This window comes from Alteromonas sp. BL110, assembly GCF_003443615.1.
GTDB lineage: Bacteria > Pseudomonadota > Gammaproteobacteria > Enterobacterales > Alteromonadaceae > Alteromonas.
This window is the reverse complement of the sequence record NZ_CP031967.1, coordinates 2719262-2731122: the sequence shown is the minus strand read 5'-3', so window position 1 is coordinate 2731122 and position 11861 is coordinate 2719262. Positions and strand designations below refer to the sequence as shown.

At 43.2% G+C, this 11861-nt stretch carries 6 protein-coding genes and 1 tRNA gene; 5 read left to right on the top strand and 2 right to left on the bottom strand.

Annotation, left to right across the window (positions count from 1 at the left end; translation table 11 throughout):
* Nucleotides 1–229: 229 nt before the first annotated feature.
* The 3 genes from D1814_RS11775 to D1814_RS11765 all read left to right on the top strand — a co-directional run bounded on the left by D1814_RS11775 (nt 230) and on the right by D1814_RS11765 (nt 2804).
* Nucleotides 230–1822, top strand: a complete 1593-nt coding sequence (locus D1814_RS11775; protein ID WP_118492464.1) for a DUF4331 domain-containing protein — start codon at nt 230–232, stop codon at nt 1820–1822.
* A gap of 11 nt (nt 1823–1833) precedes the next feature.
* Nucleotides 1834–2412 carry an Ig-like domain-containing protein gene (locus D1814_RS11770; protein WP_118492462.1) on the top strand — a complete coding sequence of 193 codons (579 nt, stop codon included), beginning with the start codon at nt 1834–1836 and terminating at the stop codon, nt 2410–2412.
* 305 nt (nt 2413–2717) lie between these two features.
* Nucleotides 2718–2804 (top strand) — tRNA-Leu (locus D1814_RS11765).
* A 314-nt stretch (nt 2805–3118) separates the two neighbouring features.
* On the opposite strand, the gene D1814_RS11760 is transcribed toward D1814_RS11765, so the two are convergent.
* Nucleotides 3119–4921 carry a metallophosphoesterase gene (locus D1814_RS11760; protein ID WP_118492460.1) on the bottom strand — a complete coding sequence of 601 codons (1803 nt, stop codon included), beginning with the start codon at nt 4919–4921 and terminating at the stop codon, nt 3119–3121.
* 198 nt (nt 4922–5119) lie between these two features.
* On the opposite strand from D1814_RS11760, the gene D1814_RS11755 reads away from it, so the two are divergent.
* The gene (locus D1814_RS11755; RefSeq protein WP_118492458.1) at nt 5120–6187 is read left to right on the top strand and encodes a Ca2+-dependent phosphoinositide-specific phospholipase C; all 1068 of its coding nucleotides are present in this window, start codon (nt 5120–5122) and stop codon (nt 6185–6187) included.
* A gap of 11 nt (nt 6188–6198) precedes the next feature.
* Nucleotides 6199–8943 (top strand): TonB-dependent receptor, encoded by a 2745-nt coding sequence (locus D1814_RS11750; RefSeq protein ID WP_118492456.1) that lies wholly within the window; start codon nt 6199–6201, stop codon nt 8941–8943.
* A 44-nt stretch (nt 8944–8987) separates the two neighbouring features.
* Here D1814_RS11750 and D1814_RS11745 read toward each other — a convergent pair whose 3' ends face one another.
* Nucleotides 8988–11855, bottom strand: a complete 2868-nt coding sequence (locus tag D1814_RS11745; protein ID WP_162889832.1) for a TonB-dependent receptor — start codon at nt 11853–11855, stop codon at nt 8988–8990.
* Between the last annotated feature and the right edge of the window lie 6 nt (nt 11856–11861).

The window sequence follows — 11861 nt, the reverse complement described above, 5'->3', positions numbered from 1 at the left end:
TTCTTATCTCTGAGCTCTTCATTAGCTCTTTCTGAGTTTTCTCGGTGATCTCTAAATGCTCCCGCTCCCGCTCCTTCTACTTCTACCACTTTTTCACTATTCGTTTTCCATCTCGCCCCATTTTTAACACTTAGCAAAAACTTTATTTCAATTCTTTAAACATTTTTGCATCCAAGCTGAAACCTCAGTCGTTTGGTCTTTTGAACTCATAAAAACAGAGAGACCCAACATGATCCAATTCAAACGCAAAACTTTATCTGTAGCCGTTGCGCTGACATGCGCCGCCGTCACAGCGGGCGCAATTGCATCAAGTCACCGAGAAGCACCTAATATTACTCGTCACCCAGCGTTAGATAGCACCGACTTTTATGCTTTTAACAGCTATGAACAGGGCCGTGAAGACTATGTGACTTTCATCGCAAACTACATTCCACTGCAGGATGCGTACGGCGGTCCTAATTATTTTGCGATGGATCCGAACGCGCACTACGCCATTCATATCGACAGCGATGGCGACGCGGTTGAAGACTTAAGCTTTGTTTTCCAATTTAACAATATGCTTGCTGCCGATAACGAAGGCATTGCTTTGCCAATTGGCCCTGAAGGCGAGCAAAAAATGGTGAAAGTGCCGCTTAAAAATATAGGCGGAATCAGCGCAGATGATTCAAGCGCAGCAAACTTCTCAGAAATGTATAGTCTCACCATGGTAAGCGGCGACATGCAAACGGGCACGCGCACCGCGCTTACCCCGGCAATGGGCGACATGTTCAAAAAGCCCCTTGATTACATTGGTAATAAAACTTTTACCAGTGAAACTGAATACGCGCGCTATGCTGAAAGCTTCATTTACTCATTCAGCATCCCTGGCTGCGATGATATGGCTAAAGTGTTTGTTGGCCAGCGAAAAGACCCCTTCGTCGTTAACCTAGGCAAAACATTTGACCTAGTAAACTATGTACCTGTTGAAGGCGACAGCGCACCGGGTGCAGGCGATGGCGAAGGCTTCCCTGGCGGCATTACGCAAAGCGCGATGAATGATGATTTAGTTGATAAAAACGTCACAGCGTTATCCATTGAAGTACCAAAGACATGTGTTACCGGAGAAGGCAATGGCGTAATTGGTAGCTGGACCACGGCAAGTTTGCCCCAGGCACGCATTCTTAACCCAGATGCCACTTTCGCGAAACCTGAAACCAACGGCGGTGCAATGACACAAGTGTCTCGATTAGGTAGCCCGCTAGTTAACGAGCTTGTTATTGGTATCGGGGATAAAGATAAATTTTCTAGCTCTCATCCAAGTGCAGACGGTCAATTCGCTGATTATGTAACCCACCCTTCTTTGCCAGAACTACTAAACATTCTGTTTAAAGATGCAGTGAATACTACACTGGGTACTGATATTGAGACACTTGCGCCAACTAACTTCCCGCGTATGGACTTAGTCACAGCCTTCCTTACTGGCTTCCCAGGTGTTAACCAGCAAGCAACGGTTACAGCGTCTGAAATGCTGCGCTTAAACACGGGAATTCCGGCGACACCTGCCGAATCCCAGTCTACATTCGGTGTGGCAGGCGATGACTTAGCGGGCTTCCCGAATGGCCGCCGCCCCGGTGATGACGTGGTTGATATTGCCCTTCGCGTAGTGATGGGCCGCTTGTGCTACCCCATCCCGGTTGCTGGCGAAGACACGGACCTTGGCCTTTGTGCACCAGAGGACGCGAGTGTAGGTAATGTACCATTCACTGATGGCGCGCCTGTAGATGCAAGTATGATTAATACGTCATTTCCATACCTAAAAACACCACTTGCTGGCTCTGAATAAGGAGACCCATCATGTCAACGAAAATTAGGTTATTAAACAAGCAAAGTGATAATACTGCGCCTAACAAGCAAACGTCAGTAAAGCGTCAACAACACCGTATGTGGATTGCTTCAGGATTGGTGTTAGCACTTTCAGGTTGTTTCGACAGTGACGACGACAACGACTATCAAGCTCCTAAAGAAAATGTAGCGCCCGTCGCCGTTGATGAAATGCTGACGACGCAAGCGGATATTGCGTTTGATGGCACTTTGACAGCAACCGATGAAGATGGTGACGCGCTAACTTTTGGCCTTGGCGAAAACGGTAGCTTAGGGAATGCTGAAGTTAATGCAGATGGCAGCTTCACTTACACGCCAAATGCTCAGGTAACAGGAAGCGATAGCTTTACGTTTACTGTTTCTGACGGCGTAAACCCAGAAGTTACCGCTACCGTTAGCGTAACCATAGAAGCTCAGCAGGTATCGTTCTCTAGCTATACCCGTGATGCCTTTAATCAAGCGCCAACGGACGAACCATTACCAATAAATGGACGAGAGTTCACCCAAGATGCTGACGACTCTACATTTGATGACTTATTGATAGACCAATGACACATATCAGATGATAGGAATTTGTTAGCACATAACCAGTGTCAACCGTAAAGCCAGGGACGGCTTTTTTAGGAAGTAAGAATAGAGCTGAAAAATCGCTAACTTTAATTGACACCGCTATAGCAATAAAACAAACAGCCTAACCTGAGTAGAAGAACCTAGTTACTAATGAGAAAAATAGATTCGCCCCCTCTTTTGGACAATCTTTCGGCACTTAACCATAAAAAGCACAAAAAACTGTTGTATAGGCGCGATGCATCGCTATAATGCCAAGCATCAACACCACGTTGATATCTATACACAATGCCAGTGTGATGGAATTGGTAGACATGGCGGATTCAAAATCCGCTGCTAGCGATAGCGTGGCGGTTCAAGTCCGCCCACTGGTACCATCTCTTCTTTTTGAAGCAGATACTGAAACCGACCCTTGAGTCGGTTTTTTTGTGTCTGAAGTTCAGCGAATCGACACGCGAGCGTGTCGGTAGAGTGTCGGTCCATCGCGTGGCGACCAATCGAAGTCCGCCCACTGGTACCAAACATTAAACCAACTTTCCAGTTGGTTTTTCTGTGTCTGCAAAAAAGTTCTTGCTACAGATAGTATTATTGCGCTGTAAGTTGACCAGGCTTTTCTAAACATTTTAATCATTATGCTAGTTTTATAATGGGATTCTGCTTGTTCCCAAGTCAGTTGCTCAAGGGTAATTATTTATAGTGAAAGTTTAACAACAGCTTTGTCCAAACGCGCCGCCAAGACCGTGCTAGTTATTAAAGCCAGTGCTTTTCCAAGTCTGTTTATGTCTTCTGAAAGGTGTGAAGTTTTTATGAGAGCTTGTTTTTTTAAGCAGAACGAAAGTTCTTCATAGAAGTTATGGGGTAAAGCTAAACGGGCAAAACTTCCCGCATTTCTTGCTCTGTAGAAGTCTATAATAAGCGTTGTCGCATTAAATTCACTACTATAATCTGTACTCTTGAAACTTGAAGCGCAATGGCAGAGATCAACGATCTCTTTTACCGTATTTGACGAGAGTTGCTCTACTATGTCTGAAGGCCACTCATCTAAATATCTACCGTTGACCACTTGCTGTAAATGCTGGTCGGTGAAATCCAAATAATTTTCTGACGACAAAATACTGTTGTCCCAAGTGGCTTGCTGACTTCTATGAAGAAAGCCCCACTCCTTTTCGTAAATCGAAAACCATTTTGAAAAATTCTTAACCTCACGAACGATGACTGTTTCTACGAGTGATTTTCCTTCTACATTAACCGTCACTATTGAATAGCCAGGCTGGTAAGCAGCCAAAGATGGCAGCTGAACATTTATTAAACCGTGCTTTGATGATTGGCTTACATCAAAAAGATGCATGTGACCGCCAAGATGCAGTTTCAAACCTGTTGCCGCTAGCACAGCTGTAGTATCTTCACTTGGTTGACGTGAAATTTGCAGTGAATTTTCGCCAAGTAGTTCCGCAATACTTTGTGTTTGTTGGTCTGAGAATTCAGCCATGGGAAAATGGCTATAACTGACTAATTTTTTGTTCTGCTTTTTAGCGCGCACAACAACATCTTTAATCCAATCCAACAGTTTTGGCTTGTACTTTACTAGCGCGTTGTAGCCAGCATTGCTAGACCCATAAAACTGCATGTCCTTCAAACTGCCTTTCGGCCTGTAAACATTGGCATCTATCGCCAAGAGCCAAAGGCCTTCCACTGGCTCTACCAAATAGCTCATATCGGGCATGTCCACACAATATTTTTCTGTATCGCACCATTGCCAGTGGCGCTCATCTAAATCCACTGTATTAAATGGCGTTTCGAACAACTTGTCTGCAGGCGAAGGTAAGAAACCATGTTCAGATAGTGATTGTGCAATCTCTTTATACCCCCACTCTTTAAGTAGTTCTGAGCAAAAATCACTTTTCTCAGACATACACTCTTGATGTAATGGGCTCATAACACTGATTTCTGCACCTTCACGATTTATAAAGTCGCGTTTACCACCTGGTTGCGTGAAAGGCCTGACTGGGTCGTGGTTTCCGTTGATAGCGAAAAACCGTAGTCCGTACTTATGTCGGTATTCGTCTAGTATTTCCTTTAATGCAAGGATATTTACTGGCTGACCGTCGTCTGTAAAATCACCCGGTAGCGCTACTAACTTGATATTTCTTTCTACCACATCATCAAGCGCTTCTTTAAACACCATAATATTTTCATTAAACAGTCGAGTAGAACCCAGTTGAGCCCGCATACTTCTCAGTAATATGGGAGCGTGGCTTACAGGGTCTTTTGGCAAGGCATTTTTAGGAAGCGTTGCTGCTGCGGCTTCAGGTGCGTGAAGATGGATATCTGCTATGAAGGCTATTTTTACCTGCGCAATTTCACTTTGGGCTAAGGCATTAGTAGAGATAAGTGCAAAAAAATAACAAATAACTAGCAACCCGCTAGACATTACATTGAACGCGCTAACGTTGAAAACTGGTATCTCTTTCGTTCTCTTTTCATTTTTACCCATAACGCAGCCCTGTTCAGCAAGTAACTAATAGTAATAACTACGCTTAGCACTTAATGGGGACAGGGGTTCACGAAAAATCACGTTAAAACGCGTTTTTGTATGACACTTTTGTGAAGTTTATAGCTTCGCAAAAATTTACTGTCCCCTTTTTCAAACAACTCCCCTCTACCCTTCAAAATAGTCTTTGAATGTGTATCTATGCGTTATTTCTTACTTTCTTTAACTCTGGTTTTTAGCGCTATATCTTGCGCGAAATCACTGGACCAGTATCAAATTATTGGTTCTCACAATAGCTACAAAAAGGCGCTACCACCAGAGGCAGAGCAGTTCTTAGCAGAAACGTCACCTGAACTTTTAAAGAAGATTTCTTATAGTCATCCTTCTCTTCAAGAACAGTTAAATTTGGGAATTCGTCAAATTGAAATTGATGTAGTTAACGATCTGAATGGACATCAATATGACAAACCAGAAATAGAAACGCTTTCCAATAGCAATTGGTTTACAAAGAGCGAACGTCAAATTTTGGCAGAACCTGGATTTAAGGTTCTACATATTCCGCACGTCGATGTAATGACGCATTGCTCGACCCTGCAGCTTTGCGCAAAACAACTTTTAGAGTGGTCAGAAGCGAACCCTAACCATTTCCCCATTACCGTTCTTTTAAATGCAAAAGAGTCTCAGCCAACGTTTGTTAATAAGGCGGCGCCCGCCATTTTTTCTATTTCAGATTATGAACACTTAGACAATGAAATTGCGCGTTTATTTGGAAGCAAGTTAGTTACGCCAGATCTCGTTCGAGGTCGTTACCACACTTTAAGAGCAGCAATAACAAAGAATGGCTGGCCAAGTATTGATGCACTTCGCGGTAGATTCTTATTTTTATTCGATGCTAATGAAGCTCAAAAAGAGATATATCTCCAACAGAGTTTAACGCTTAAAAATAGAAGCATGTTTATCTCTGCACCGAAAAACTCCGACGCTGCCGCAATATTCATTCGAAATGATCCAGTTAAACATCAGCAAGAAATTCAAATGCTAGTCAAAGATGGTTTCCTAGTGAGAACCCGCGCAGATGCTGATTTATCGGCTACGACAGAAAGTTTGCGAGAGCAAAGAGATGCTGCTTTTGCCAGTGGGGCTCAGTTCATCTCTAGCGACTTCTATAACCAGTCTCCGCAATCCACTAATCGCAGTTATTCAGTTTCTTTCGAGAATAACTGCTTGAAAAGATTTAACGCTGTTACACATCAAAATTTAATCAAATAAAAGGTAAACCCATGCATACTAACTTTAAAAAAACACTCTTAGCTACAGCTGTCCTATCAGCCACCTGCATGACGCAATTTACTGCGCAAGCACAGCAGACAGAAGATGAAATGATAGAGCAGATTGTGGTAAGTGGTTTTCGAGGCTCACTTATAAAGGCTAAAGATTTAAAAAAGGACGCCCTAGGTTCACAAGATTCAATTCTTGCTGAAGATATCGCTGACTTCCCGAGCCTCAATTTAGCGGAATCTATTCAGAGAATACCGGGCGTAACCATAACTCGTGAAGCTGGTGAAGGTAGGCAGATATCTCTGCGAGGCCTAAACGCAGATTTTACTCAAGTGCAATTAAACGGCATGGAAGCACTGGGTACATCCTCATCTGCAATGGACAGTAGAGGTACAACTAACCTATCTCGCTCTTTCGATTTTAACATTTTTGCATCCGAGCTATTTAACCAAATTGACGTTCAAAAGAGCTATTCTGCAGAAATGGATGAAGGCGGCATAGGCGGCACAGTGAAACTCTACACCGCAAAGCCATTTGATTATGATGGCTTCAAAAGTGTAATCAGTGCGCAAGCAGGCGATAATTCGTTAACCGAAGACGTAGCCCCGAGAGTCGCAGCCTTAGTTTCAAACACGTGGGGTGATTTCGGTGCTCTTGTATCACTAGCACTTAGTAAGCGTGATACGGCTGAACAAGGTTATAACACCTATCGTTGGCGACCTCGCAACGCCCAAGGCTCAGACATATCTTCACTATCACCAGCAGATCAAGATGCTGTAAATAGCGGCAACCTGCGTTTCTCAAGAGGTAGTAGATACTCCCAATTTAATAGTGAACAAACTAGGGTTGGCGCTACATTAGCGCTCCAATACAGACCGTCTGATGCATTTTCACTTGGTCTTGATGCGCTATACGGCACACTTGATAACGATCGCGGAGAGTTTCATTTACAAAGTAGAGGTTCTAGTTCTACCGCACTTGGCTGCACAGGTGCAGACTATCAAGGGGCACGCAATTTTTGCTCTGCCTTGACTGAAATAGAATATAACCAAAACAACGAAGTTATATATTCGTCGTGGGAAAATACCGCTCTGCACTCAGAAAGTCGCGACCAAGAAGCAACAACAGACATTTCACAGTTGGTGTTGAACGCACAGTGGCGTGTAACGGATGCATTTACGGTTTCAGGCTTACTCGGGCATATGGAAAGTGAATACGAAAGTAATAGTGCAAAAGTCTACTTAGAATCTTTCGCGGATATGACCATAGACTACAGAGAAGACCGCTTTTATGGTAACAACACCTACATCAACGGATTTGATCCAACAGATATCAATGAGTACCGTTATCACGAGATAGACCTTCAGGAGGATGAAGTAGAAAATAGCTTTGATATCGCTAAGCTTGATGCAGATTACTTGCTATCTGATAACGCTTCTTTGAAATTTGGTGGCTCCTTTAAAAAGTTTGAACACAGCAACAACAGAGAACAAGTCGGCAATGCACTAAGAAGTGAGTGGCAAAGTGGCGAAGTAAGCGATGTGATTAATCCTAATTTTGTTTATGTGAACTCAGTTCACGAGAAACAAGATTGGTTAAGTACTGACGTTGGCGCTGTGCTAAACGAGTTCAATGTTGACCGCGACATTATGTATAGTGATGCGCCTAATGAAGTCACAGAAGAGACCACGGCGCTATACGCGACATATGAATATGACTTGCTATTACCCGATTCTGAGCTGAGAGCTAGTTTTGGTATAAGATATTTTGATACCGATATTCAATCTAGTGGCATAGTAAATGGTAGTGAATACGTCACTGTAGAGAGGGACTATGATGGACTGTTGCCCACGCTAAATGTTGCATGGTATGCCACTGAGAGCCTTGTGCTAAGAGCGAGCGCAGGGAAAAACGTAACGCGACCTACACTGGGAAGCTTATCTGTATCAGGTACGGTAAATACTGACCCATTATTTGGTTCAAGTGGTTTGAGTATCAATGCAGGCAATCCTGGTCTTCAGCCTTTTGAAACAATCAATATGGAGGCAGCTGTTGAGTACTACTTTGATGAAGTCGGTTATGCCTCTATCACTTACTTCCAAAAAGAGATTGATAATTTTATCGCGACTAATGTTTCGCCAATAGCCTATGGTGATACAGGATATCCACTTTCATTAATTGAAGGCATGGTAGACGAAAATGGAAATGCGCAAACACCAGATACACTGTACACATTTTCACAGCCTCAAAATCTAGCAGAAAGCGACTTTTCAGGCTGGGAAATAGCGTTCCAGCGTGATTTCGATTTTCTGCCAGCACCGTTCGATAATCTTGGCGCTATTGTTAACTATACATATTCTGATGGCGAATCTTTACACAACATTTTACTCGACGGTGAAAGCGTGGAGGTTTACCGCCCCTTTTATGGATTGTCTGAAAATATCTACAATGCAACGCTGTATTACGAGACTGATAATTGGGGAATGCGCGTTTCGGCAGCCTATCGTGATGACTACTTAACGCAGGTTGAAACGTCGAGCAGCGATCAAGATGAGGCAGGCTTTCACGGCACCACTTACTGGGACTTCTCAGCATTTTATAATGTAAATGATAACCTCAAGGTGACACTAGAAGGTATCAACCTTTCTGATGAACGCGAAGAGCAATACAGCGATTCGGATGACCGTTTGTACAACACAACGGTAAGTGGAAGAACCTATTACATAGGTCTTACTTACTCAATGTAAATGGATGTGCTCGAAGGGCCTATAAGAATAAGCCCTTCGAGCTTTTAATAACGATAAGAAATGGCAAGGGAATAATTACGACCACTTACTGTAGTATTGTATGGTCGATAAGAAGAATCGGAGTACTGAATTTCTCGCTCATCAGTGAGATTAGTTGCTTCAACCCTTAGCTCTACACTGTCCGATATTTGATAAGCTACTACCGCATCCATGTATAACGTTGATAAAAATCCTGTCTCATTTTCATCAACTAAGGTTCCTCCATCTACTCTTGCAATATACTCATCGCGATAGGTGGCTGAGAGCCTAAGGCTCAAAGCATATCCCTCAAGATAGGCGGTAAGGTTAGCCAATAGCGGAGAAAGATAAGGCGCAGTCTTTTTATCCAGGCGGTCACCAGTATTAGTGTTGTAGTACTGAACATTTCCAAACGTATAACTGGCATTTGCCACTATCCCAAAGTGAAATACGTTAAGGCGCGACATATAGTCACCCAAGGGCCACTCTAATTGCGCACTTCCTTCTACGCCATATAAAAAATAAGTGCCTTGGTTCGTCGGCGTTACAACATCTATGTAGACACTTTCAAAATCACTGGAGAATAATTCAGGATAATCGCTAGCTACGTCACTCAAGAGCAAGCGTTGACTCGTGGAAGCTAAACTGTTTTTTATCCATTTACCAAATACATTAACCGAATATCTATCGGTTTCTCCCGGATAGGTTTCGAAGCTTAGATCGAGATTGTAAGCACTTATAGGCTTAAGCCTGTCATTGGGAAGAATGAATACATTTTCGTCTTCGATAAGCTGAATATTTTGGGTCAATGTATCTAATTCTTGGTGGCCTAACGTTCTGCTAATTCCGACTTTCACTACTTGCTCACCTCTTCGGTAGTTAAATTGTATTGAGGGGAGAAAAGCAATATTGCTTAAGTCATATCGATTTCTAAGACTAGACTGAAACACCGAAATAGAAGACGTATCACGCTCTGCTCGTAGTCCCGCATCAAATGTCCAATCACGTCCTTCGACAGAGTATTGAGTAAAGAAAGACGTTCTTTTTTCTTTTATCAGGTTGTCAATAACTCTATCTGGAGCATAAGACAGTAATAGTGAATCCACCGAAGAAGGTTTGCTGTAAAAAGAAAATACCTGCTCTGGTCTAAGCGCTAACCAATCCAAATGCTGATGACTATCAAAAACATAGGCTGCACTTTGAGGTACTGACTCTTGTGTAGATAACCAGCGTTCTTTTAGGATGTTTTGAACATCCGTGTATTTGGCCGTATTTTCAAACTGCACGAAGTCAAAACCCAGCTCCCAACTACTTCGGTGGCTTGTATTAACCTGTACTTGGCCTTTCACGTAAGTAAAATCAGACGTAGAAATAAACTGCTCAGAGTCGAGTTCGTTCATTTGCCACATATTTGGATGAGTCAATTCAGCGCTATATTTTATGTTAGGGAAGTAATAATCGTCTCTGTAGTCGATAGAAACATCACTTTCTCCTCTCATGTAAGCTCGAATACTCTGAGGCATTCTATAAGTAGCGTTTTGCACGCCTAGCACACCGCCAAATAAAAGATTACTCGACAACCTATGCTCAAAATTTACCACGGTTTGCTGAAACTGCGTTGATACATCCTGATGGCGGCTTTCTGTGCCAACTCGAGCATCTCGATAGTTCGCGTAAACGAGTTCGTTCCTTGAGTTAACCTCAGCATCAATTAATAAAGTTTTTCCCACGATAATTGGCGTAGACTGAAAACCCCGTGGGTAGAGATGATTCTCTTGTCGTTGGCTATCAAGTCGGCCGTAGATCCAGTCGATTGCTAAATGACTTGGTTCAGTTTGATACTCTACAGTCGCCCCAACTCCCAGGCGGTCCATGTCTCCTCTCCACACAGAATAACGATTACCTCTGGGAACCCTAATGTCCTGATTCTGCCAAGCTTTGATTAGTTCAGGCTCTAAAGCAGAGACATTTGCTCCTTCGGGAGCAAGTCGCCTCCATCTAAAGGTATTTGCACCTTGCTCTTGATACGACCTTTGTCCGTAGGCTGCAGAAACCAACATGCCCCAATGCTGATTGGTTGAAGACAAAGTAAATGAAGAACGGTTTGAAAGACCCTCAGCATATTGGTTTGTATCGACTTGATGAGAAACGTTCCATTGAAGACCCGGTGAATCGAAAGGTTTCGCTGTGGTTAGTGCTGCAATACCAGCCACGCCGCCGGTTGGTTGCTCAGCAGAGTAGCTTTTAAAAACTTTAATTTGGCTAAAAAGTTCTGATGTAAACAAGTTGAGGTCAAAAGAACGATCTCTATCTCTTTGTGTCCTGCTATCCATGGGAGAGTCATTGTTTGAAAGTACAGGCATTCCATTAATCGTAACCAAGGTAAAATCGGGGTCTAGACCTCGAAGCACCACCTGCCGTCCCTCACCTGCTTCCCTCGTTATGCTCATTCCTGGAATTCGTTGCATCGATTCTGCAAGATTTCTGTCTGGGTATCTTGAAATGTCCTGAGCGACGATAACATCTGCGACCTGTTTCTCGTTGCGCTTTTCTTGTCTAGACAGGTTTAGAGAGCCCCGAATTCCGTTAACGTTTATTTCTTCTATAACGGTTTCGTCGATTTTACTTTCAGGCTTTCGGATGACAACCCCACTACTCGTAATGCTATAAGTTAATCCTGTTCCATCTAGCACTTTTAGTATCGCGGTTTCAAGCGTATATCTGCCAGAAATAGCAGGCGACATTACTTCTTTAATCAGGGAGGGCGATGCGATATAACCAACACCGAACTTTTCTGCAATTAGCGCTAAGCTTTGACTCAGTGATGTTGAAGTCAGCTTTATACTTTCTAGTCTCTCACGGTCAACGGTAGATGCATAAGTGAAAGAGCTCATGTCACT

Coding starts and splice junctions, on each gene's coding strand:
- D1814_RS11775 (WP_118492464.1), top strand. CDS start 230: ATGATCCAATTCAAACGCAAAACTTTATCTGTAGCCGTTGCGCTGACA.
- D1814_RS11770 (WP_118492462.1), top strand. CDS start 1,834: ATGTCAACGAAAATTAGGTTATTAAACAAGCAAAGTGATAATACTGCG.
- D1814_RS11760 (WP_118492460.1), bottom strand. CDS start 4,921: ATGGGTAAAAATGAAAAGAGAACGAAAGAGATACCAGTTTTCAACGTT.
- D1814_RS11755 (WP_118492458.1), top strand. CDS start 5,120: ATGCGTTATTTCTTACTTTCTTTAACTCTGGTTTTTAGCGCTATATCT.
- D1814_RS11750 (WP_118492456.1), top strand. CDS start 6,199: ATGCATACTAACTTTAAAAAAACACTCTTAGCTACAGCTGTCCTATCA.
- D1814_RS11745 (WP_162889832.1), bottom strand. CDS start 11,855: ATGAGCTCTTTCACTTATGCATCTACCGTTGACCGTGAGAGACTAGAA.